Here is a 23,396-nt window from a genome sequence, read left to right as displayed (position 1 = left end):
GGCGGTGCCGAGGAGTCAGACCTCCTCGGCGTCGCCCACCAGGTCGTCCTCGTCGGAGACGCGCCAGACGCCGCCCTGACGCTCGCGATCGAGCTCGGCGCGGGCGGCCGCCTTGGCGTCCATCCGCTCGAGGTAGTTGTCGCGGCGCTCGGCGCGGGTCTTGCGGTTGTTCTCCTCGAGCCGGAGGTCGGTGCCGCGCGGGGCGGTGATCAGCTCCGCCGTCGAGGTGAGCGTGGGCTCCCAGTCGAAGACGACGCCGTCGCCCGGGCCGATGACCACGGTGGAGCCGGCGACGGCCCCGGCCGAGAAGAGGCCGTTCTCGACGCCGAGCTTCGCGAGGCGGTCGGCGAGGAAGCCGACGGCCTCGTCGTTGGTGAAGTCGGTCTGCGCGACCCAGCGCTGCGGCTTGGTGCCGAGCACGCGGTAGACGTTGCCGTAGGAGCCGCCCTCGACGCGGATCTCGTAGTCCTTCTCGTCGACGGCGCGCGGGCGGATCGTGATCCGCTCGACCTTGGGCTCGGCCGCGAGGGCGAGACGGTGCTGCTCCACGATCTCGCCGAGGGCGAAGGTCAGCTGGCGCAGTCCCGAGTGGGAGACGGTCGAGATCTCGAAGACGCGGTAGCCGCGGGCCTCGAGGTCGGCGCGGACGAAGTCGGCGAGCTCCTGGGCCTCCGGCACGTCGACCTTGTTCAGGGCGATCAGCTGCGGGCGCTCGAGGAGCGGCACCTGGCCGTCGCCGACCGGGTACGCGGCCAGCTCGCCGAGGATGATGTCGAGGTCGGTCAGCGGGTCGCGGCCCGGCTCGAGCGTGGCGCAGTCGAGCACGTGCACGAGAGCGGTGCAGCGCTCGACGTGGCGGAGGAACTCCAGGCCCAGGCCCTTGCCCTCGCTCGCCCCCTCGATCAGGCCGGGGACGTCGGCGACGGTGTAGCGCGACTCCCCCGCCTGGACGACGCCGAGGTTGGGGGCGAGGGTGGTGAACGGGTAGTCGGCGATCTTCGGCTTCGCTGCCGAGATGGCCGCGACGAGGCTGGACTTGCCGGCAGAGGGGAAGCCCACGAGCGCGACGTCGGCGACGGTCTTCAGCTCGAGGACGACGTCGCCCTCCCAGCCGGGAGTGCCGAGCAGGGCGAAGCCGGGCGCCTTGCGCTTGGTGGTCGCGAGCGAGGCGTTGCCGAGGCCGCCCTGGCCGCCGGGGGCGATGACGAAGCGGAGCCCCGGCTCGTCCATGTCGAGCAGCTCCTCGCCCGTGGGCGACTTGACGACGGTCCCGACCGGGACCATCAGCTCGAGGAGGTCGCCGTTGCCGCCGGCGCGGTGGTCGCCCATCCCGGGGCCGCCGTTGGCCGAGGAGCGGTGCGGGTGCCGGTGGAAGGCGAGCAGCGTGGTGGTCTGCGCATCGGCGACGAGGACGATGTCGCCGCCGTGACCGCCGTTGCCGCCGTCGGGGCCGGCCAGCGGCTTGAACTTCTCGCGGCGGACGGAGACGCAGCCGTTGCCGCCGTGCCCGGCGCGCAGGTGCAGCGTGACGTTGTCGACGAAGGTGACCATGGTGTGTTCCGTCCGATGGGGAGGTGGCGGCGTCGGAGTGTCCGACGCCGGGTGCCGAGGTGCGCGGCGCTCACGAGCACGGGGCTCGCGGTGAGGGTGCCGCAGCAACGCGCAAGGGGCGAGCCGAAGCCCGCCCCTTGCGTCCTGTGCCTGCTCGGCCGAGGAGAGCTGCCTAAGCGGCGGCCACCACGATGTTGACGACCTTGCGGCCGCCCTTCTGGCCGAACTCGACCGCACCGGCCGAGAGGGCGAACAGGGTGTCGTCGCCGCCACGACCGACGTTGACGCCGGGGTGGAAGTGGGTGCCGCGCTGGCGGACGATGATCTCGCCCGCGCTGACGACCTGACCGCCGAAGCGCTTCACGCCGAGACGCTGCGCGTTCGAGTCGCGACCGTTGCGGGTGGAGCTTGCGCCCTTCTTGTGTGCCATTTCTCATCTCCTCGAGACCGGGGGGCCGCAGCCCCGTGCTGATGCTCTGCGGAGCGATGGCTCCCGCCGCAGATCAGCGAAGTGTGGGTGTTACTTGATGCCCGTGACCTTGACGCGCGTGAGGTCCTGACGGTGCCCCTGGCGCTTCTTGTACCCGGTCTTGTTCTTGAACTTCTGGATGATGATCTTCGGACCGCGGAGCTCCTCGAGCACCTCGGCCGTGACCGACACCTTCTCGAGCGCCGCGGCGTCCGAGGTGATGGAGTCCCCGTCGACGAGGAGCACGGCAGCCAGCTGCACGGTGCCGTTCTCGTCGGCCTTGATGCGGTCCATCGTCACGATGGTGCCGACCTCGACCTTCTCCTGCCGGCCACCGGCGCGCACAACTGCGTAAACCACTTCTCGTACCTGTTTTCTCATCTGGACGGCGCGTGAGCGCTGTCCGGGGCTTGTAAGGACGGGGTCGGACCCCGGTCTTCCCGGTCGTACCCGTCTCTCGTACGAGACGAGGGGACCGGCACCGCGGCTCGCATCCCGTGAGGGACCGAGCGGCAACGGAAATCTGCGTGAGCACATGGATCGCGCCACACCAACGGTCAAGAGTACGGGATCCGTGCTCCCCGGTCAAACGCGCACCACCCCGGAGGGGATGCCGCCCGACCGACGACCCCGTCACGATAGTGCAGGCCGCGCCGCGGATCGGGCAGGCGCGCCGCCTACGATCGACGGATGGCGATCCTCCTCGACGCGGCGCGCTGGCCCGCCCACGACACGCTCTGGGCCCACCTCGTCAGCGACTCCTCCCTGGAGGAGCTGCACGCCTTCGCGCGCCGCGTCGGGCTGCCGGAGCGCGGCTTCGACCTCGACCACTACGACGTGCCCGCCGCGCGTCGCGAGGAGCTGCTGGCGGCGGGTGCCGTGCCCGTGGGCAGCCGCGAGCTGGTCGAGCGGCTCCGCGACAGCGGCCTGCGGGTGAAGGGCCGGGACCGGGACGCGGAGAGGGCCCGGCGCCGGCTCTCGCCGGGCACCGGGCCCCACTGATCGTCGCTGGTCGCGCTACTGCGCGCGGCGCGGCGTCTGCTCGGGCACGACCGCGATCCCGGTGAGCGCCGCCGTGGTGACCCGACGGCTCTTGGCGCGGCCCTGGCCGGGCTGCTTGGGTGCGGGCAGCGCGTCCAGGACGGAGTCGAGCAGGTGCTCGGCGACGGCGCTGGGCACCCGGCGCTCGGTCACGACCGGAGCGGGCGGGATCGGGATGTCGAGGATCGGGACCACCGGGGCCTGGGCCGCAGGAGCCTCGGCCGCGACGGGCTGAGCCGCGGGCTCCTGCGCTGCGGGCTCCTGGGCCGTCTCGCGGGCGGCGGGAGCGGACTCCTGCTGCTCGCCGGACTCCGGCGTCTCCTGGCGCGGCTCGCGGTCGCGGCCCCGGCGACGGCGCTCGCCCCGGGCGGGACGCTCGCGGCGGCCGGACGACTCGCCCTGACGCTCCGCGGACTGCTCGCCCGACTGCTCGGCGGACGAGTCGGCCTGCTGCTCGGCCGGCTGCGTCTCCGCGGTGGTCGTGGCCTCGTCGACGAGGGCGACGGCCTCCTCCGCGGCGTGCCGGACGGCGGCCGGGTGGATCGTGCTCGCGGCGATCTGCGCGAGCGCGTTCTTGGCGTCGTCGGTGATGGCGTGGGTGCTGACCGGCTTGGAGCCGTTCTGCGCGCCGGCGCCGTTCTGGGCGCTGTAGCCGTTCTGACCGGCCGAGCCGCTGCGGCCGTTCGAGGGCTGCTCGCCGGCCGGCTTGCCGCCGCGGCGGCGCTCCTGCTGCGGAGCAGCGGTCGAGCGGTGCTTGACCACGGGGTCGTGCTGGACGATGACGCCGCGGCCCGCGCAGACCTCGCAGTTCTCGCTGAAGGTCTCGAGGAGGCCGAGGCCGAGCTTCTTGCGGGTCATCTGCACGAGGCCGAGCGAGGTGACCTCGGCGACCTGGTGCTTGGTCCGGTCGCGGCTCAGGCACTCGACCAGGCGCCGGAGCACGAGATCGCGGTTGGACTCGAGCACCATGTCGATGAAGTCGACGACGATGATGCCGCCGATGTCGCGCAGCCGGAGCTGGCGGACGATCTCCTCGGCGGCCTCGAGGTTGTTCTTGGTGACCGTCTCCTCGAGGTTGCCGCCGGAGCCGACGAACTTGCCGGTGTTCACGTCGACGACCGTCATGGCCTCGGTGCGGTCGATCACGAGCGAGCCGCCGCTGGGCAGCCAGACCTTGCGCTCGAGGGCCTTCTCGATCTGCTCGGTGATGCGGAACTCGTCGAACGCGTCCTGCTCGCCGGAGTAGACCTGCACTCGCTCGAGCAGGTCGGGGGCGACCTGGCTGAGGTAGAGCTCGATGGTCTCGCGGGCGTCGTCGCCGGCGATCACCATCTTCTCGAAGTCCTCGTTGAAGACGTCGCGGACGATCTTGATCAGCAGGTCGGGCTCGCTGTGCAGCAGCGCCGGCGCCTGGCCGGTCGCGGCCTTGGTGCTGAGCGCGGTCCACTGCGCGGTGAGGCGCTCGACGTCGACCGTGAGCTGCTCCTCCGTGGCGCCCTCGGCGGCCGTGCGGACGATGACGCCCACGTTCTCGGGGAGGACCTCCTTGAGGATCTTCTTGAGGCGCGCGCGCTCCGTGTCCGGGAGCTTGCGCGAGATGCCGTTCATCGAGCCGTTGGGCACGTAGACGAGGTAGCGGCCCGGCAGCGAGATCTGGCTGGTCAGGCGCGCGCCCTTGTGGCCGACCGGGTCCTTGGTGACCTGGACGAGCACGCGGTCGCCGGGCTTGAGCGCGAGCTCGATGCGGCGGGGACCGCCGGCGTTGTTCGCGGCGTCCCAGTCGACCTCGCCGGAGTAGAGCACGGCGTTGCGGCCGCGCCCGATGTCGACGAAGGCCGCCTCCATGCTGGGCAGGACGTTCTGCACGCGGCCGAGGTAGACGTTGCCGATCAGCGACGCCTCCTGCGAGCGGGCGACGTAGTGCTCGGCGAGGACGCCGTCCTCGAGCACGCCGATGCGGATGCTGTCCTCCTTGGAGCGAACGACCATGACGCGGTCGACGGCCTCCCGGCGGGCGAGGAACTCGGACTCGGTGACGACCGTGCGGCGTCGGCCGGCGTCGCGGCCGTCGCGGCGGCGCTGCTTCTTGGCCTCCAGGCGGGTCGAGCCCTTGATGCGCTGCGGCTCGGTGATGAGCTCCGGCTCGCGCGCCTCGCGGGGCTCGCGCTGCTCGCGCGGCTGACGGACCCGGACGACGGTGTTCTCGGGGTCGTCGGAGCCGCCGCGGTCGCTCTCGCCGCTGCGGCGACGCGAGCGGCGGCGGACGGAGCCCTGCTCCTCCTCCGGCTCGTCGCGCTCCTCGCGGACGCCGAGCGGCGCGCCTCGGGGCGGCAGCGGGGTCAGCTGGACGTAGTCGGGCAGGATCGGCGCCTGGAAGAGCAGCGACGTGCTCGGCAGCGGCGGGCGGCGGGGAGCGGACTCCTCCGTCGCGGACTGCTCGGCGTCGGCCGGCGACTCCGGGCCGGCGGTGAAGAAGGCGGCGCCGGTCGAGGCCGGCCCTTCCGTCTCGCCGGGCTCGGCGCTCGCGTCCGGCGCGGTGGTCTGCTCGGTGTCCTGGGCTGCCGTGTCCGGGGCGGCGGTGTCCGACCCGTTCTGCTCGGCGTCGTTCGTGTCGATGATCGTTTCCCCTGTCGCTGATGCGCTCGATCCGGCCCGTCGGTTCGTCCGACGGCCACCGAAGAGGCGACTGATCTTCCTGGCCCCGCTGCGGGGCTCGTCGCGGTCCGGTTCGGATCCGCCCGTGCTGTTGTCTTCCACCATTCCTGGTGCACTCCTCGGCCGGGTCGTGCGCCGCGCCGTCGACCCGGATGCTGTTCTCGAGCGACGGGCCTCGGCCCGCCGCGAATCCTTCCGCTCCCCCGGTCCCGTCGCTCACGTGGCGCAGGACTCCGGTTGCAGCTTCTCCTCGGAACTGACTATCCGACACGTGGAGATGCGTCGCGCTCATTCGCGGAACGCTGTCGATCTCCTGTGGCCCGGTGCTCGCCCGGTAAACCTTCTTCGCGTCGGTGCGGGATCTTCCGGGCCGACGGCTCCGATTATCGCACGCATTCCCAGAGCCGCCGATTCACCGCGTGCCATAATCCCCCGGTGTCCAGCGATCCCGAGGTGCCGAGCGCCCCCACCCAGCAGCGTCCGGTCCTCTTCGCGGTGCTACTGATCGTTCTCGGCGTGGTCGGCTGGATCGCCGCGTTCACGCTGACGCTCGACAAGTTCACGTCGCTCAGCGGATCGTCGGAGGCCCTCGGCTGCGACTTCAGCCTGCTCGTGCAGTGCAGTGCCAACCTGAAGTCGGCGCAGGGCGCGATCTTCGGCTTCCCGAACCCGCTGATCGGCGTCGCGGCGTGGATCGCGCCGATCGTCGTCGGTGCCGGGCTGCTCGCGGGGGCGCGCTTCGACCGCTGGTTCTGGGCGCTGTTCAACCTCGGCTTCGTCTTCGCGCTCGCCTTCGTCGGCTGGCTGATCGCGACGAGCATCTTCGCCCTCGGGACGCTCTGCCCCTGGTGCATGCTCACCTGGGCCGTCGTCATCCCCGGCTTCTGGCTGGTGACCCTCCGCAACCTCCGCGAGGGCGTGTTCCCGGTCCCCGCCGCGGTCCGCCGCTTCGCCGGCGCCGCGTACGGCTGGGTGCCGTTCATCACCATCGTCTGCTACCTGGCGATCGCCGTGATGGCCCAGGTGCGACTCGACGTGCTGTCCTACCTCTGACGCTGCCGGGCTGACGGCCACGGCGCCCCCCGGAGGCGGAGGATCTCGATACGCCCGCTCCGCGGGCTACTCGATCAGCATGGTCGCCGACCGGCGCACTGCCGACAGCATGCGTGGGGGCCATCGCGCTGCCGACAGCATGCTTGGGGGCCAGGCAGCGGGGCGCGCCCTTCCATGCTGGTCGAGTAGCCGCGCAGCGGCGTATCGAGACCCACCGTCGTCAGGACGGGAGCCTGCAGACCCGCCTGCTGACCCCGGTGGATCTCGATACGCCCGCTGCGCGGGCTACTCGATCAGCATGTGCGCTCCCGTCCCCACCTGAGAGGACCAGCCCGCTCGGGCAGCTCTCGCCGAAGGACCTGAGCACGCGGGCGACCGCCTCGGAGGCGCATCCGGGAAAGCGCGTGTCAGCGCTTTCCCGTCGCCGAGCGCAGGACGCTCTGCGGAACGCGCCATTCACGAAAGCCGACTGCGGCGTCGCGGATTACCGCGGCGCAAGACGGCACAGGGCGGTTCGCCTCTCAGGCGAACCAGAGCGCGAGCTCGCGCTCTGCGGATTCGGCACCGTCGCTGCCGTGCACGAGGTTCTGCTGGACCTTGAGGCCCCAGTCGCGGCCGAGGTCGCCGCGGATGGTGCCGGGAGCGGCGGTGGTGGGGTCGGTCGTGCCGGCGAGGGATCGGAAGCCCTCGATGACGCGGTCGCCGGCGATGCGGAGGGCGACGATGGGGCCGCTCTCCATGAACTCGACGAGGGGCTCGTAGAACGGCTTGCCCTCGTGCTCGGCGTAGTGGGCGGCGAGCAGCTCGCGGTCGGCCTCGACGAGCTTGATGTCGACGAGCGAGTAGCCCTTCGCCTCGATGCGGCGAAGGATCTCGCCGGTGAGGTTGCGGGCGACGCCGTCGGGCTTGACGAGGACGAGGGTCTCCTGGATGGCCATGGTTCAGCGGTCTCCTTAGGTGGGGGTGGGGTCGGTGGGCCCGTCCGCCGCGCGGCGGTCCTGGGTGTCGAGCTTGGTGCCGGTGACCATGCAGTAGGTCCACAGGGCGACGAACGCCGCGCCGATGACGAACATGATCGGCACCAGGACACCGGTGGCCACGATAACGAACTGGAGGACCCAGCCGATCCGGAAGCCGACGGGCCGGTTCAGCAGGCCGAGCGTCGCGACGAGGGCGAGGCAGACGACCGCTCCCCCGACCAGGACGATCACCGGATCGGCGGCCTTCAGCCCGAAGGCGACGAGCGTCGCGAGGAAGACGATGACGGCCTCGAAGCCGAGGACGATCGAGCCGAGGCTCTCGCGGACCGTCCGGTTCCGGCGCGGGCGGCCGGCCCTCACGCGCCGAGCCAGTTCTCGTCGCGCGCGACCGTCATCGTCCGTCCGACGAGGGTGATCGATCCGGTCACGAGCAGGGCGCCCTTGTCCGTGCGGGCGGCGAGGAGGCGGCCTGCGGTGAGCGCGCCGTCCGGGTCCTCGGCGACGCGGACCGACTCCGCGGGGAACACGGTGCGCGCGAGGGCGGCGAGCTCCTCGGCCGGGACTCCGCGCTCGCTCGGGGCGGTGGTGACGATGAGCTCGTCGACGACCGGCAGGAGCGCGCGCAGGATGCCCTCCGCGTCCTTCTCGGCGAGGACGCCGAGGACCGCGGTGACGCGGTCGAAGTCGAAGTAGCGCTCGATCGCGGCGGCGAGCGAGGCGGCGCCGTGCGGGTTGTGCGCCGCATCGACGACCGTGCGCGGTGACTGGCCGACGATCTGGAGGCGCCCGGGCGAGGTCGCCGCGGCGAAGCCCTCGTCGAGGACGTTCCCGGTCAGCTCCTGCGTGCCGCCGCCGAGGAACGTCTCGACCGCGGCGATCGCGACCGCCGCGTTCTCGGCCTGGTGGTCGCCGAAGAACGGCAGCAGCAGCTGCTCGTAGCGGGTGACGAGACCGCGGACGGAGACGAGCTGGCCGCCCACGGCGACCGTGGTCGACTCGACGTCGAAGTCGGCGCCCTCGAACACGATCGTCGACTCGGTCAGCTCGGACGCCTGCCGCAGCACCGCCTCCGCCTCGGGGGTCTGCTTCGCCGACACCACGGCGGCAGCGGGCTTCACGATGCCGGACTTGGTGCGGGCGATCTCCTCGATCGTCGCTCCGAGCTGCCGGGTGTGGTCGAGCGCGATCGGCGTGAAGACCGCGACCTGCGCGTCCGCGACGTTCGTCGAGTCCCACTCGCCGCCCATGCCGACCTCGATCACCGCGACGTCGACCGGGGCGTCCGCGAAGGCGGCGTAGGCCAGCACGGTGAGCGCCTCGAAGAACGAGAGCGTGCTCTCGCCCCGGCCGACGAGCTCGGCGTCGGTCATGGTGAGGTAGGGCTCGACGTCGAGCCAGTTCGTGGCGAGGCTGAGGTCGGAGATCGGCGCGCCGTCGATGACGATCCGCTCGTTGAAGCGCTCGAGGTGCGGGCTGGTGAAGAGGCCGACCCGCAGCCCGTGGGCGCGGAGCAGGCTCTCGATCATCCGGCTGGTCGAGGTCTTGCCGTTGGTGCCGGCGACCTGGATGACGGGGTAGGCCTGCTGCGGGTCGCCCATGTAGTCGACGGCGCGCCGCGTCGGCGCGAGCCGCGGGCGGGGGCTCGCCTCGCCGAGCCGCTTCAGCAGCTTCGCGTAGACGGTGTCGGCCGCCTCACGCGCGAGCCGGGCGTCCTCCTCGGAGTAGCGGTCCTTGTCAGACATCGGAGGCCTCCACCTTCTCGACGCGGATGATGGCGGTGCCGGCGGGCCCGAAGGCGATCGCACCCTCGCCGCCCTCCAGCGCCGTGGTGAGCGCGGCGAACCCGAAGCCGGTCGCGAGGGTCTCCTCGGCGATCCAGAGCGCGTGCGGCTCGAGGGCCGCCATGCTCATCTCGTCGAGGACGATCTCGAGCTCGATGCGGTCGCTGACCTCGAATCCGGCCGCCTTGCGGGCGTCCTGCACGGCGCGGATCAGGTCGCGGGCCAGGCCCTCGGCCTCCAGCTCCGGCGTGGTCGCCGTGTCGAGCAGCACGAAGCCGCCGCGCGGCAGCAGCGCGATCGCGCGGTCGTCGGCACCCGAGCCGCCGACCTCCAGAGTCAGCTCGTACTCGCCCTCGACCAGCTCGACGCCGCCGGCGGTGACGACACCGTCGGTCTCGCTCCAGTCGCCGGCCTTCGCGGCCTTGATGACGGTCTGCACGCCCTTGCCGAGGCGGGGGCCCGCGGCGCGCGCGTTGACGGAGAGGCGCGAGGTGACGCCGTAGTCGGCGGCGCTGGACTCGACCAGCGGGACCAGCGACACCTCCTTGACGTTCAGCTCGTCGCGCAGGATCGCCTCGAACGGCGCCAGCTCGGCGGCGTCGTCGACGACGACCGTGAGCCGCGCGAGCGGCAGGCGGACCCGGAGGCCGGCCTGCTTGCGCAGCGACAGCGCGGTGGAGGAGATGCCGCGGACGGCGTCCATCGCGTGCACGAGCGACTCGTCGACCGGGAACTCGGCGGCGTCGGGCCAGTCGGCCAGGTGCACGCTCCGCCCGCCGGTCAGGCCCTGCCAGATCTCCTCGGTCATCAGCGGGAGCAGCGGCGCGGCGACCCGGCAGACGGTCTCGAGCACGGTGAAGAGCGTGTCGAACGCCTCCGTGCCGCGGCCCTCGGCGTCGACGCCCTGCCAGAAGCGGTCGCGCGAGCGGCGGACGTACCAGTTGGTCAGCACGTCGGCGAAGTCGCGCAGCGCGGCCGCCGCGAGGGTCGAGTCGAGCGCCTCGAGGTGGCCGGTGACGGTCTCGATCAGATCGTGCGTCTTGGCCAGCAGGTAGCGGTCGAGCACGTCCTCGGAGTCGGTGCGGCGGGTCGCGCTGTAGCCCTCGCCCGCGGCGTCGACGGACGCGTTGGCGTAGAGCGAGAAGAAGTACCAGGTGTTCCAGAGCGGCAGCAGCACCTGGCGCACGCCCTCGCGGATCCCCTCCTCGGTGACGACGAGGTTGCCGCCGCGCAGCACCGGGCTCGACATCAGGAACCAGCGCATGGCGTCGGAGCCGTCGCGGTCGAAGACCTCGGCGACGTCCGGGTAGTTGCGCAGCGACTTGGACATCTTCTGCCCGTCGTTGCCGAGCACGATGCCGTGGCTGACCACGTTGCGGAAGGCCGGCCGGTCGAAGAGCGCGGTCGAGAGCACGTGCAGTGTGTAGAACCAGCCACGGGTCTGCCCGATGTACTCGACGATGAAGTCGGCCGGGTTGTGCGAGTCGAACCAGTCCGAGTTCTCGAACGGGTAGTGCACCTGCGCGAACGGCATCGAGCCGGAGTCGAACCAGACGTCGAGCACGTCGCTGATGCGGCGCATCGTCGAGCGGCCGGTCGGGTCGTCGGGGTTCGGGCGGGTGAGCTCGTCGATGTACGGGCGGTGCAGGTCCTCCGGGCGCACGCCGAAGTCGCGCTCGAGCTCGTCGAGCGAGCCGTAGACGTCGATGCGCGGGTAGTCGGGGTCGTCGCTCTTCCAGACCGGGATCGGCGAGCCGAAGTAGCGGTTGCGGCTGATGGACCAGTCGCGCGCGCCGGAGAGCCACTTGCCGAACTGGCCGTCCTTGACGTTCTCGGGGACCCAGGTGATCTCCTGGTTCAGCTCCTCCATCCGGTCGCGGATCGCGGTGACGCGGACGAACCAGCTCGAGACGGCCTTGTAGATCAGCGGGTTGCGGCAGCGCCAGCAGTGCGGGTAGCTGTGCTCGTAGCTGGCCTGGCGGAGCAGGCGGTGCTGCGCCTTCAGGAGCTGCGTCAGCGGCTTGTTGGCCTCGAAGACCTGCAGGCCGGCGACCTCGCTGATCTGCGGCAGGAAGCGGCCGCCGTCGTCGACGGAGATGATGACGGGGATGCCCGCCGCCTCGCAGACCTTCTGGTCGTCCTCGCCGTAGGCCGGCGCCTGGTGCACGATGCCGGTGCCCTCGCTGGTGGTCACGTAGTCGGCGACGAGGATGCGCCACGCGTTCTGCGTGCCCCACTGCTCGGTGTCGGCGTAGTGGTCCCAGAGGCGGTCGTAGCTGATGCCCTCGAGCTCGCTGCCGCGGTGCGTGCGCGAGACGGCGGCCAGCGCCGACTCCGCGTCCTCGTAGCCGAGGTCCTTCGCGTAGGCGCCGACCTGGTCGATGGCGAGCAGGTACTCGGCCGAGAGCTCGCGCTCCTCCGGCTCGCCCTTGCCGTCGGCGGCGCCGTTCGGGCCGGCCGCCAGCACGGCGTACTCGATGTCGGGGCCGACGGCGAGCGCGGCGTTGGTGGGCAGCGTCCACGGGGTCGTCGTCCAGGCGAGGGCGCGGACGGCGGTGAGGTTCAGCGCCTCGGCGGTCTCGCCGACGAGGGGGAAGGTGACCGTGACCGTCTGGTCCTGGCGCATCTTGTAGACGTCGTCGTCCATCCGCAGCTCGTGGTTCGAGAGCGGGGTCTGGTCGCGCCAGCAGTAGGGCAGCACGCGGTGGCCCTCGTAGGCGAGGCCCTTGTCGTAGAGCCGCTTGAAGGCCCAGATCACGGACTCCATGAAGGTGGGGTCGAGGGTCTTGTAGTCGTCGTCGAAGTCGACCCAGCGCGCCTGGCGGGTGACGTAGTCCTGCCACTCCCCCGTGTAGCGCAGCACCGACTCCTTGGCGGCGGCGTTGAACGCGGCGACGCCCATCTCCTCGATCTGCGACTTGTCGGTGATGCCGAGCTGCCGCTCCGCCTCGAGCTCGGCGGGCAGGCCGTGCGTGTCCCAGCCGAAGCGGCGGTGCACCTGCTTGCCGCGCATCGTCTGGAAGCGGGGGAAGACGTCCTTGGCGTAGCCGGTCAGCAGGTGCCCGTAGTGCGGCAGGCCGTTGGCGAAGGGCGGGCCGTCGTAGAACACCCACTCCTGGGCGCCCTCGCGGGAGCGGATCGACTCCTGGAAGGTGTCGTCGGCCTTCCAGTAGGCGAGGACCTTCTCCTCGATCTGCGGGAACCGCGGCGACGCGGGGACGCCGCGGCCGAAGGCGGAGCCGGTGCTCGCGGGGACGCCGGTGCTCGGATCGTCTCCGGCGCTCTCGGCGTCGCGGGGGGTGGGCGGGGTCAGGGGGTAGGTCACGTGCGGTCTCCTGGCAGTGCTGCTGGTCTGCACGAGGACGGCCCGCCCGGATCTCAGACCCCGGGCCGGGTCGCGGTACCACCTCGCTTGAACCGCCCAGGACCGGCCCTCACGGGCTGTCCCTGGTCGCTCCCACTCGATCGGCTGTCACGGGCCGTACCCGTCCGGGTCTACTGGGCCGCGGCCGGGGCCGGGCTGTTCTTCCGGAGACTCACCGGTGATGGCCGGGTCGAAGTCGTCCAGCCGTTATCCTAGCGCGTCGGCGGTCGCCGGACAGGGGCGGAGGCGGTCATGGCGCGGACAGCGGGAGCGGGTCGCGGACGGCCGCGGGCGTCGTCGCGATCCATGCTCGAGGACGCGGCTCTCGACCTCTTCGTGGAGCAGAGCTACGCGGGCACGACGGTCGAGCAGATCGCCCAGCGCGCCGGCGTCTCACGCAACACCTTCTTCAACTACTTCGCCTCGAAGAGCGACGTCTTCTGGGTGCTCGTCGACGACCGGCTGGCCGAGCTGCCGGAGGCGCTCGAGGCCGCGTCTCCGGACGCGTCGACGATGGACGCTCTGCGCGGCGCGCTGCTCGCGGTCGGCGCGGGCTTCGGTCCGTCGAGCGTGCCGTGGGCGCTGACCCAGACCGAGCTGATCGGCAGCGTGCACGAGCTGCAGGCGTCGGCGCTCTCGCGGCTCGCTCGGCAGGCCGCGATCGTCGCGGAGTTCGTGCGAGTGCGGGCCGGACGTCCGCTGCCCGCGCACATGGCGCACGCCGTCGCCTACGCGAGCGTCGGCGCCGCGGTCGCCGCGGTGCAGGCCTGGGCGGCGGCGGGGCCGACCCGCGGCGAGCTGGTGCCCTACCTCGACGAGGCGCTGACGCCGGTCTGCCGCGGTTTCGCGCCCGTCGTCGGCTGACCGCGCCCGCCCGTCGCGGCTTCCCGGCCCCGCGGTAGGATCGTCGCGGCCGGTGAGCGACACGCTCCGAGAGCCCCCACCCAGGCATCATCACCACCGACGCGGTGCCGCCCATATCGAACCGGAGAACCATGACCGTCGCCGACCGCCTCCCCGCCAAGCCCGCCCTCGAGGGTCTCGAGAGCAAGTGGGGCCTCGTCTGGCAGACGGACGGCACCTACCGGTTCGATCGCACCGGGCTCTCCCGCGCGGACGTCTACTCGATCGACACCCCGCCGCCGACCGCCTCCGGCTCGCTGCACATCGGGCACGTCTTCTCCTACACGCACACCGACGTCGTCGCGCGCTTCCAGCGCATGCGCGGCAAGAGCGTCTTCTACCCGATGGGCTGGGACGACAACGGCCTGCCCACCGAGCGCCGCGTGCAGAACTACTACGGGGTGCGCTGCGACCCGACGCTGCCCTACACGCCCGACTTCGTGCCGCCGTTCGAGGGCGGCGACAACAAGAGCAGCAAGGCGGCCGACCAGAAGCCGATCTCCCGCCGCAACTTCATCGAGCTGTGCGAGCGCCTCACCGTCGAGGACGAGAAGCAGTTCGAGGACCTCTGGCGCACCCTCGGCCTCTCGGTCGACTGGACGCAGAGCTACCGCACCATCGGCGAGGAGTCGCAGGCCGCGTCGCAGCGCGCCTTCCTCCGCAACCTGGCGCGCGGCGAGGCCTACCAGGCGCAGGCGCCGACCCTCTGGGACATCACCTTCCGGACCGCGGTCGCGCAGGCCGAGCTCGAGGACAAGGACCAGCCCGGCGCGTACCACCGCATCGGCTTCCACCGCGACGGTGCGGAGGACGTCTTCATCGAGACGACCCGCCCCGAGCTGCTGCCCGCCTGCGTCGCCCTCGTGGCGCACCCGGACGACGAGCGCTACCAGGCGCTCTTCGGAACGACCGTGCGCACTCCGCTCTTCGACGTCGAGGTGCCGGTGCTCGCGCACCACCTCGCGCAGAAGGACAAGGGCTCGGGCATCGCGATGATCTGCACCTTCGGCGACCTGACCGACGTCGTCTGGTGGCGCGAGCTCGATCTGCCCAACCGCGCGGTCATCGGCTTCGACGGCCGCCTGATCTCCGAGGCGCCCGCCGCCATCGAGAGCGAGGCCGGCCGTGCCGCCTATGCGCAGCTCGCCGGCAAGACCGTGTTCTCCGCGAAGCAGACCGTGGTCGCGCTGCTCACCGAGTCCGGCGAGATGGTCGGCGAGCCCCGCCCGATCGTGCACCCTGTGAAGTTCTTCGAGAAGGGCGACAAGCCGCTCGAGATCGTCTCGACCCGCCAGTGGTACATCGTCAACGGCGCCCGCGACGCGGCGCTCAAGGAGCGCCTGCTCGAGCTCGGCCGCGACGTGCGGTTCGTGCCCGAGTTCATGCGCGTCCGCTACGAGAACTGGGTGAACGGCCTCGCCGGCGACTGGCTGATCTCGCGCCAGCGCTTCTTCGGCGTGCCGATCCCGGTCTGGTACCCGCTCGACGGCGACGGCAACCCGGTGTTCGACGCACCGATCGTCCCCGAGGAGTCGGCGCTGCCCGTCGACCCGTCCTCGGACGCCGCCCCCGGCTACTCGGAGGACCAGCGCGGCGTGGCCGGCGGCTTCCAGGGCGAGCTCGACGTGATGGACACCTGGGCGACCTCCTCGCTCACCCCGCAGCTCGCCGGCGGCTGGGAGCGCGACGACGAGCTCTGGCAGCTCGTGGCGCCCTACGACCTGCGCCCCCAGGGGCAGGACATCATCCGCACCTGGCTCTTCTCGACCCTGCTGCGCTCGCAGCTCGAGGACGGCCGCGCGCCGTGGAGCACCGCGACGGTCTCCGGCTTCATCGTCGACCCCGACCGCAAGAAGATGTCGAAGTCGAAAGGCAACGTCGTCACGCCGGCCGGCATGCTCGAGCAGCACGGCTCGGACGCGGTGCGCTACTGGGCCGCCTCCTCGCGCCTGGGCACGGACGCGGCCTTCGACCCGCAGAACCCGACGCAGATCAAGATCGGCCGCCGCCTGGCGATCAAGGTGCTCAACGCGGCGAAGTTCATCCACGGCTTCCCGCTGCCGGAGGGCGCGACGGTCAGCGACCCGCTCGACCTGAGCATGCTCGCCGCGCTCGACGGCGTGGTGGCGGACGCCACGACGGCGCTGGAGAACTACGACCACGCCCGTGCGCTCGAGATCACCGAGGCGTTCTTCTGGACGTTCTGCGACGACTACCTGGAGCTGGTGAAGGAGCGCGCCTACGGCGAGGACGGCGCGTCCGCGGCCGCCGCCCTGCACCGTGCGCTGGACGTCCTGCAGCGGCTGTTCGCGCCGTTCATCCCGTTCGCGGTCGAGGAGACCTGGTCCTGGTCGCACGACGGCTCGGTGCACGTGCAGCCGTGGCCGGAGCACGCCGCTCTCGGCGGCGACCCGGCCGTTCTCACCGCGGCCAGCACCGTGCTGACCGCGATCCGCCGGGCGAAGACCGATGCGAAGGCCTCGCAGAAGACGCCGGCCCGCTCGGCCGTCGTCACCGCTCCGGCCGAGCTGGTGGCGTCGCTGCGACTCGCCGCGGGCGACCTCGCAGCCGTCGGCCGGATCGCGGAGCTCGACTTCGCCGAGGGCGACGCGCTGGCCGTGCAGATCGAGCTCGAGACCGAGCCGACCGCCTGATCACCCCGGGGGGCGGGCCACGGTCCGCTCCCCCTCTTCTCGAGAGGAACACCTCATGCATCTCGGAACGCGCTGGCCGGTCGGCGGAGACACGCCGTCCACCCTGCCCGAGATCGTCGTCACCGCCGTCCGCGACGTGGAGGGCGAGCTCGCCGCCGCCGGCACGGACAGCTCCGCCTGGCGCTGGACGCTGACCTGGCTCGAGGGCAAGCCGGTGCTCGAGCTCGACGACGGCACCACCATCACCTACCGCCCGGACGAGGACGCCGCCTACATCACCCAGCCGCAGGGCCGCGTCGAGGGCGAGGACGACGACTGGGGCTGAGCCGCTGACGGCCTGGATCTCGATACGCGCGCTGCGCGCGCTACTCGATCAGCATGGGTGGGCCGCTGCGCGGGCTGCTCGATCAGCATGCTTCCGCCCACAGCGCACAGCGCCCGGACAGCCCCGCAGGCGCGCCCCCATGCTGGTCGAGTAGCCGCGCAGCGGCGTATCGAGACCCACCGTCTCCAGCAGGGTGGGACTGCGGATGCAGTGCGCAGCGGCGGCGCCCCTAGGCTCGCTGGATGAGCACTTCCGCCGCCGTCGCCGTCCTGATCGAGCCGAGCGCGCTGCCGCACGGGCTGCCCGACTTCGCGGCGGTCGAGCCGGAGGCGTACCGCCCGGCGTTCGACGAGGCGCTGCGGCGGCACCGCGCGGAGATCGAGGCGATCGCCTCCTCCCCTGACGAGCCGACGGTCGAGAACACGCTGGTGGCGCTCGAGCGCTCCGGGCGGGAGCTGCGCCGGGTCAGCGCGGTCTTCTTCACGGTGGGCGCGTCCGATCGCACGCCGCTGACCGACGCCGTCGAGGAGGAGCTCGCTCCGCTCCTCTCCGCGCACGACGACGCGATCACCCTCGACCCGCGCCTCTACGCTCGGGTGCGCTCGCTCGCCGACCGCGAGGCGACACTCGACCTGGACGACGAGACCGCTTATCTGCTCGAGCGCGTCCTCCTGCGCTTCGAGCGCGCCGGCGCCCTCCTCGACGACGCCGGCAAGACCCGGCTCAGCGCCCTGAACGAGCGGCTGTCGAGCCTGACCACCCGGTTCGACAAGAACCTGCTCGCCGATACCAACGAGCGGGCCGTGCTGCTGGAGCGCGCCGAGGAGCTCGACGGACTCGACGCCTCCGAGATCTCCGCCGCCGCCCGCGCCGCCGCGGATCGCGGTGCCGACGGCTACCTCGTGACGCTGCCGCTCTACTCCGGGCACCCGTGGCTCGCCCGCCTGCGCGATCGGTCCGTCCGCGAGCGGATCCTGCGCGCCTCCCTCGGCCGCGCCTCCGAGAGCGGACCGCACGACAACCGGGAGGTCCTGCTCGACATCGTCGCCCTGCGCGCCGAGCGCGCCGCGCTGCTGGGCCACTCGTCGCACGCTGCGTTCGTGATCTCGGGCCAGACGGCCGGCACACCCGAGCGCGTCCGCGCCCTCCTCGAGGAGCTCGCGATCCCCGCCGCCCGGAACGCCCGCGCCGAGCTCGAGCAGATGCAGCAGCAGGCCGACGCCGAGCAGGACGCGGCGGGACGGCCGCGCTTCACGCTCGAGGCCTGGGACCGCGCCTACTACGAGGAGCGCGTCCGCACCGCCCGCTACGCCGTCGACTCCAGCGCGCTCCGGCCGTACTTCGAGCTCGAGCGCGTCCTGCACGAGGGCGTCTTCGCCGCCGCCACCGGGCTCTACGGTGTCCGGTTCGCGGAGCGGCCCGACCTGGTCGGGCACAGCGCGCACGTGCGCGTCTTCGAGGTCGCGGAGGAGGACGGCACCCCGCTCGGTCTGTTCCTCTTCGACCCGTTAACGCGCGACTCGAAGCGCGGCGGCGCCTGGATGAACTCGCTCCGCACCCGGACGACGCTGCTCGGCGACTCCGCCGTCGTCGTGAACACGCTGAACATCTCGGCGCCCGGCGACGGGGAGCCGGCGCTGCTCAGCCTCGACGAGGTCGAGACCCTCTTCCACGAGTTCGGGCACGCGCTGCACGGCCTCTTCGCGACCACGCGCTACCCGCGCTTCGGCGGCACGAGCGTCTTCCGCGACTTCGTCGAGTTCCCGAGTCAGGTCAACGAGATGTGGATCCGGCACCCGGAGCTGCTGCCCGTGTACGCCCGGCACGTCGAGACCGGCGAGCCGCTGCCGGCCGCCGTCGTCGAGCAGCTCGAGGCGGCAGCGCTGTGGGGCGAGGGCTTCGCGACCACGGAGTACCTGGCCGCCGCCCTGCTCGACCTCGCCTGGCACGAGACACCCGCCTCCGCCGACCGCGCCGACGTCGTGGAGTTCGAGACGCGCGCGCTGGAGGCCGCCGGGCTGCTGGACCCCGCGATCCCGCCGCGCTACCGCAGCACCTACTTCAAGCACGTCTTCTCGGGCGGCTACTCCGCGGGCTACTACTCCTACATCTGGAGCGAGATCCTGGACGCCGACACCGTCGAGTGGTTCGAGGAGAACGGCGGTCTCGACCGCGCGGCGGGCGAGCGGTTCCGGCGGCGGATCCTCGAGATCGGCGGCTCGCGCGACCCGCTCGTCGCCTACCGGGAGTTCCGCGGGCGCGACGCGCGCACCGAGCCCCTGCTGCGGCGCCGCGGACTCGCCTGATCCGAGGGCGCGTCCCAGGGGTCAGGAGTGGCGGGCCACCCGACGCGGGTGCAGCCAGGCCAGCACGACCAGCCCCACCACCAGGCCCCAGAACGCGGAGCCGATCCCCGCGACCGCGATGCCGGACGCGGTGACGAGCAGGGTCGCCGCGGCGGGCAGACGCAGTCGCGCGTCCTCGACCGCGGCCTGCACCGACGAGACGAACACGCCGAGCAGCGCCAGCCCGGCCACCGCCTCGATCAGCAGCGGACTGGCGGAGGAGACGAGGGCGGCGGCCGCTCCGGCGACCGCGCCGAGCACCAGATAGGACGCTCCCGCCGAGACCGAGGCGATCCACCGCCGCTCCGGCTGCGGCGAGGCCTCCGGACCCGCGGTCAGAGCAGCACTCAGCGCCGCGTAGTTGACCGGCACTCCCCCGAACACCGCCGAGACGCCGGAGGCGAGGCCGCTCGACACGATCGCCGGACGGGAGTGCGCCTCGAAGCCGAAGCTCGACAGCACCGCGATGCCGGGGATGTTCTGCCCCGCCATCGTGACGACGTAGAGCGGCAGCCCGATGCCGACCATCGCGCCGACCTCGAAGACCGGCACGACGAACTCGGGGACCGGCAGCAGCGGCGCCCCGGCGAGGGCGGCGCCGTCCGTGACGAGCAGCAGCACGATCGCGAGCGCGATCGCCGCCGGCACCGCCCAGCGCGGCAGCAGGCGGAGCAGGATCAGCCAGAGCGCGATGACCGGCAGCGCGAGCAGCGGGATCTCGACCGCGGCCCGCACGGGCGCCAGCACGAGCGGGAACAGGATGCCGGCGAGCATCGCGTTGGCGAGCGGCCGCGGGATGCGCGCCACGAGCCTCCCGAGCGCCGGCCAGAGCCCCGTCACGACGATCAGCGCGGAGGCGACGAGGAACGCGCCGACCGCGCGGTCGAAGCCCCCGGGCAGGGTCGCGGTGGCGGCGAGCAGCGCGGCGCCCGGGGTGCTCCAGGCGAAGGTCATCGGCACCCGGTAGCGCACACTCAGCGCGATGCAGAGCACGCCCTGCAGGACGCAGACCGCGAGCAGACCCGACGCGGCCTGAGCATCGGTGGCGCCGACGGCGACGACGCCCGCGAGGACGATCGCGAAGGAGCTGGAGAAGCCGGTGAGCGCGGCGACGATCCCGGCGAGGAGCGGCTGGACGATGACGGTGCCTCCGGTCGCTGACCCGGCCGAGCGCTGGGCCGGCGGACGCATCGGCGATGCGCTCCGCCAGAGTAGGGAACCGCGTCCCGCCCGGGCGCGCGAACGCCGGGCCAATCAGCGCGAACTGGTCACGCGACGGCCCGGCGGAGGCGACTCAGGCGCTCTTCTCCTGGCGGCGCGGAGCGTGCGGCACGATGGTCGGCGCGGCGTTGTCCAGCACCGCGGCGCGGGTGACGACCACGCGGGCGACCTCGTCGGAGGACGGCACCTCGAACATGATCGGGCCGAGCACCTCCTCGAGGATGGCGCGGAGGCCGCGGGCGCCGGTCTGGCGCAGCACGGCGAGATCGGCGATCGCCTCGAGGGCGCCGCGGTCGAACTCGAGCTCGACCCCGTCGATCTCGAACATCCGCTGGTACTGCTTGACCAGCGCGTTGCGCGGCTCGGTCAGGATCTGCATCAGCGCGACCTGGTCGAGCTGCGTGACGGTGGTGACCACCGGGAGGCGGCCGATGAACTCGGGGATGAGCCCGAACTTGTGCAGGTCCTCCGGGAGCACCTCGCTGAAGATGTTGATCTCGTCCTGCTTGTTGTGCAGCGGGGCGCCGAAGCCGATGCCGCGCTTGCCGGCACGCGAGGAGATGATGTCCTCCAGGCCGGCGAAGGCGCCGGCCACGATGAACAGCACGTTCGTCGTGTCGATCTGGATGAACTCCTGGTGCGGGTGCTTCCGACCGCCCTGCGGGGGCACGGAGGCGACGGTGCCCTCGAGGATCTTCAGCAGCGCCTGCTGCACGCCCTCGCCCGAGACGTCGCGCGTGATCGACGGGTTCTCGGCCTTGCGGGCGATCTTGTCGACCTCGTCGATGTAGATGATGCCGGTCTCGGCCCGCTTGACGTCGTAGTCAGCGGCCTGGATCAGCTTGAGCAGGATGTTCTCGACGTCCTCGCCGACGTAGCCGGCCTCGGTCAGCGCCGTCGCGTCGGCCACGGCGAACGGGACGTTCAACCGCTTCGCCAGCGTCTGCGCGAGGTAGGTCTTGCCGCAGCCGGTCGGGCCGATCAGCAGGATGTTGCTCTTGGCGATCTCGATCTCGTCGTGGATCGCGTCCGCGGCGGTGATGGTGTTGCGCACCCGCACGCGCTTGTAGTGGTTGTAGACCGCGACGGCGAGGGCGCGCTTGGCCTGCTCCTGGCCGATCACGTACTCCTCGAGGAAGCCGTAGATCTCCTTCGGCTTCGGGAGGTCGAACTCGTGACTCGTCTCCTCGCTCGACTCGGAGAGGCGCTCCTCGATGATCTCGTTGCACAGCTCGACGCACTCGTCGCAGATGTAGACGCCGGGACCGGCGATGAGCTGCTGGACCTGCTTCTGGCTCTTGCCGCAGAACGAGCACTTCAGCAGGTCGGCGCTTTCGCCAATACGTGCCACGGGGATGCCCCACTTCCTTGTCGTGCGTCGGTGCTCTCGGGCGGCGGTGCCGTCGAGCGTCTCGCAGAGGGCGGTCATGCGGAACCGCCGAACTCAGGACCGAGCCTAGCCGCTGAGCCGAGGGGGCTCGGCAGGCGGGCCGGATCGGCGGACCATTGCCCCGTCCGTGTCGGTTTGCTACGGTCCGGCGGCGCGGATCCGCCCGCCGGCACGCGGAAGGGCCGGGCGGCGGATCGCTCCGCCTCCCGGCCCTTCGACGATCGGTCGGTCTCCCGAGGTCAGACCGTGAGGGCGGGAACGCCCTTGCGGCTGGTCAGGATCTGGTCGATCAGTCCGTACTCGAGCGCGTCGTCGGCGCCGAGGATCTTGTCGCGGTCGATGTCCTTCTTGACCTGCTCCGGCGAGCGGTTGGAGTGGAAGGACAGCGTCTTCTCGAGCCACTCGCGCATGCGCATGATCTCGGCGGCCTGGATCTCGATGTCCGAGGCCTGGCCGCCGCCCTGCTGCACGGCCGGCTGGTGGATCAGGATGCGCGCGTTCGGCAGCGCCAGGCGCTTGCCGGGCGTGCCCGCCGCGGTGAGCACCGCTGCGGCCGACGCGGCCTGACCGAGAACGACGGTCTGGATGTGCGGGCGGATGTACTGCATCGTGTCGTAGATCGCCGTCATCGCGGTGAACGAGCCACCGGGCGAGTTGATGTACATCACGATGTCGCGGTCCGGGTCCTGGCTCTCGAGAACGAGGAGCTGAGCCATGATGTCGTCCGCGGACGCGTCGTCGACCTGCACGCCGAGGAAGATGATGCGGTCCTCGAAGAGCTTCGCGTAGGGGTCCTGGCGCTTGTAGCCGTAGGCCGTGCGCTCCTCGAACGTGGGGAGGATGTAGCGGGAGGAGGGCGCGGCTCCGGAGCCGAAGGCCGTCCCGCTGAAGGTGGGTGTGTTCATTGTCTCTTCCTGATCTCTCGGCGCGTCGGGGTGCTCAGCTGTCGGTGGCGGTTCCGCCGCCGCCGGCGACGTCGGTCGCCGAGGAGCGGATGTGGTCGACGAAGCCGTAGGCCAGGGCCTCCTCGGCGCTGAACCAGCGGTCGCGGTCGCCGTCCTCGTTGACCTGCTCGACGGTCTTGCCGGTCGCCTTGGCGGTGATCTCGGCGAGGCGCTTCTTCATGTCGAGGATCAGCTGCGCCTGCGTCTGGATGTCGGACGCGGTGCCGCCGAACCCGCCGTGCGGCTGGTGCAGCAGGACGCGGGCGTTCGGCGTGATGTAGCGCTTGCCCTGGGTCCCCGCGGTGAGCAGGAGCTGACCCATGGACGCCGCCATGCCGATGCCGACCGTCACGATGTCGTTCGGCACGAACTGCATCGTGTCGTAGATCGCCATTCCCGCGGTGATCGAGCCGCCGGGCGAGTTGATGTACAGGAAGATGTCCTTCTCGGCGTCCTCGGCCGCGAGGAGCAGGAGCTTCGCTGCGATCTCGTTCGCATTCTCGTCGCGCACCTCAGAACCGAGCCAGATGATCCGGTCCTTGAGAAGGCGGTCGAAAACACTGTTGGGCATCGCCATATCGGCCATGTGTCGCTCCGTTTCAGTTGTCGCTTCGGAGGCGAATCTATCGGACGCCACCCGGGCGACCCGGCCGTGTTCGCCGGGGGCGGAGCCGGAGCGGCCGGTGTTCGCCCGGGGCGGACTGCGGGCGGGATGCGGGT

The 23,396-nt window shown here is 71.7% G+C and carries 18 protein-coding genes; 6 read left to right on the top strand and 12 right to left on the bottom strand.

Annotated elements, in window-relative coordinates:
* Positions 1-15: 15 nt before the first annotated feature.
* The 3 genes from obgE to rplU all read right to left on the bottom strand — a co-directional run bounded on the left by obgE (position 16) and on the right by rplU (position 2,380).
* Positions 16-1,551 (bottom strand): GTPase ObgE, encoded by a 1,536-nt coding sequence (obgE, locus tag C1I64_RS05490; protein WP_123703517.1) that lies wholly within the window; start codon positions 1,549-1,551, stop codon positions 16-18.
* Between the two features lie 172 nt (positions 1,552-1,723).
* Positions 1,724-1,981 carry a 50S ribosomal protein L27 gene (rpmA, locus tag C1I64_RS05485; protein ID WP_123445823.1) on the bottom strand — a complete coding sequence of 86 codons (258 nt, stop codon included), beginning with the start codon at positions 1,979-1,981 and terminating at the stop codon, positions 1,724-1,726.
* A gap of 90 nt (positions 1,982-2,071) precedes the next feature.
* Positions 2,072-2,380 carry a 50S ribosomal protein L21 gene (gene rplU / locus C1I64_RS05480; protein ID WP_123445822.1) on the bottom strand — a complete coding sequence of 103 codons (309 nt, stop codon included), beginning with the start codon at positions 2,378-2,380 and terminating at the stop codon, positions 2,072-2,074.
* Positions 2,381-2,710: 330 nt separating this feature from the next.
* On the opposite strand from rplU, the gene C1I64_RS05475 reads away from it, so the two are divergent.
* Positions 2,711-3,022 (top strand): DUF4031 domain-containing protein, encoded by a 312-nt coding sequence (locus C1I64_RS05475; RefSeq protein ID WP_123445821.1) that lies wholly within the window; start codon positions 2,711-2,713, stop codon positions 3,020-3,022.
* Between the two features lie 15 nt (positions 3,023-3,037).
* On the opposite strand, the gene C1I64_RS05470 is transcribed toward C1I64_RS05475, so the two are convergent.
* A complete protein-coding gene (locus C1I64_RS05470; RefSeq protein WP_127886472.1) occupies positions 3,038-5,821 on the bottom strand; it encodes an Rne/Rng family ribonuclease in 2,784 nt (927 codons plus the stop codon).
* Between the two features lie 330 nt (positions 5,822-6,151).
* Between C1I64_RS05470 and C1I64_RS05465 the strand changes: the two genes are divergently transcribed.
* On the top strand, positions 6,152-6,769 hold the full coding sequence (locus tag C1I64_RS05465) for a vitamin K epoxide reductase family protein (RefSeq protein ID WP_243586729.1): 618 nt from the start codon (positions 6,152-6,154) through the stop codon (positions 6,767-6,769).
* 521 nt (positions 6,770-7,290) lie between these two features.
* Here C1I64_RS05465 and ndk read toward each other — a convergent pair.
* The 4 genes from ndk to ileS are packed head-to-tail and all read right to left on the bottom strand — an operon-like array spanning position 7,291 to position 12,855.
* Complete coding sequence (gene ndk, locus C1I64_RS05460) at positions 7,291-7,707, bottom strand: nucleoside-diphosphate kinase (protein WP_127886471.1); 417 nt, start codon at positions 7,705-7,707, stop codon at positions 7,291-7,293.
* Positions 7,708-7,722: 15 nt separating this feature from the next.
* Positions 7,723-8,109, bottom strand: a complete 387-nt coding sequence (locus tag C1I64_RS05455; protein WP_243839916.1) for a DUF4233 domain-containing protein — start codon at positions 8,107-8,109, stop codon at positions 7,723-7,725.
* Entirely contained in the window at positions 8,106-9,491 is a 1,386-nt protein-coding gene (locus tag C1I64_RS05450; RefSeq protein WP_127886470.1) for a bifunctional folylpolyglutamate synthase/dihydrofolate synthase, read from the bottom strand. The genes C1I64_RS05455 and C1I64_RS05450 overlap by 4 nt, the downstream gene beginning before the upstream one ends.
* On the bottom strand, positions 9,484-12,855 hold the full coding sequence (ileS, locus tag C1I64_RS05445; protein ID WP_425272894.1) for an isoleucine--tRNA ligase: 3,372 nt from the start codon (positions 12,853-12,855) through the stop codon (positions 9,484-9,486). Before ileS ends, C1I64_RS05450 begins: the two co-directional genes overlap by 8 nt.
* Before the next feature lie 345 nt (positions 12,856-13,200).
* Between ileS and C1I64_RS05440 the strand changes: the two genes are divergently transcribed.
* The 4 genes from C1I64_RS05440 (at position 13,201) to C1I64_RS05425 (ending at position 19,082) form a co-directional block, all read left to right on the top strand.
* On the top strand, positions 13,201-13,758 hold the full coding sequence (locus C1I64_RS05440; protein ID WP_244209405.1) for a TetR/AcrR family transcriptional regulator: 558 nt from the start codon (positions 13,201-13,203) through the stop codon (positions 13,756-13,758).
* 131 nt (positions 13,759-13,889) lie between these two features.
* The gene (gene valS, locus C1I64_RS05435) at positions 13,890-16,451 is read left to right on the top strand and encodes a valine--tRNA ligase (RefSeq protein WP_127886468.1); all 2,562 of its coding nucleotides are present in this window, start codon (positions 13,890-13,892) and stop codon (positions 16,449-16,451) included.
* A gap of 55 nt (positions 16,452-16,506) precedes the next feature.
* Positions 16,507-16,776 carry a hypothetical protein gene (locus tag C1I64_RS05430; protein ID WP_127886467.1) on the top strand — a complete coding sequence of 90 codons (270 nt, stop codon included), beginning with the start codon at positions 16,507-16,509 and terminating at the stop codon, positions 16,774-16,776.
* Between the two features lie 242 nt (positions 16,777-17,018).
* Entirely contained in the window at positions 17,019-19,082 is a 2,064-nt protein-coding gene (locus C1I64_RS05425) for a M3 family metallopeptidase (RefSeq protein WP_127886466.1), read from the top strand.
* Positions 19,083-19,103: 21 nt separating this feature from the next.
* Here C1I64_RS05425 and C1I64_RS05420 read toward each other — a convergent pair whose 3' ends face one another.
* From C1I64_RS05420 to C1I64_RS05405, 4 genes are all read right to left on the bottom strand, one after another.
* Positions 19,104-20,312 (bottom strand): benzoate/H(+) symporter BenE family transporter, encoded by a 1,209-nt coding sequence (locus C1I64_RS05420; protein WP_127886465.1) that lies wholly within the window; start codon positions 20,310-20,312, stop codon positions 19,104-19,106.
* Positions 20,313-20,415: 103 nt separating this feature from the next.
* Positions 20,416-21,693: an ATP-dependent Clp protease ATP-binding subunit ClpX gene (clpX, locus tag C1I64_RS05415; RefSeq protein WP_123445812.1), complete on the bottom strand. Its 1,278-nt coding sequence runs from the start codon at positions 21,691-21,693 to the stop codon at positions 20,416-20,418.
* 278 nt (positions 21,694-21,971) lie between these two features.
* The gene (locus C1I64_RS05410; RefSeq protein WP_127886464.1) at positions 21,972-22,637 is read right to left on the bottom strand and encodes an ATP-dependent Clp protease proteolytic subunit; all 666 of its coding nucleotides are present in this window, start codon (positions 22,635-22,637) and stop codon (positions 21,972-21,974) included.
* Between the two features lie 34 nt (positions 22,638-22,671).
* Positions 22,672-23,313 carry an ATP-dependent Clp protease proteolytic subunit gene (locus C1I64_RS05405; protein WP_260321495.1) on the bottom strand — a complete coding sequence of 214 codons (642 nt, stop codon included), beginning with the start codon at positions 23,311-23,313 and terminating at the stop codon, positions 22,672-22,674.
* Positions 23,314-23,396: the final 83 nt, after the last annotated feature.

The organism is Rathayibacter festucae DSM 15932 (genome assembly GCF_004011135.1).
GTDB classification, from domain to species: domain Bacteria; phylum Actinomycetota; class Actinomycetes; order Actinomycetales; family Microbacteriaceae; genus Rathayibacter; species Rathayibacter festucae.
The sequence above is the reverse complement of the archived record's forward strand: the minus strand, read 5'-3'. Positions and strand labels throughout refer to the sequence as shown.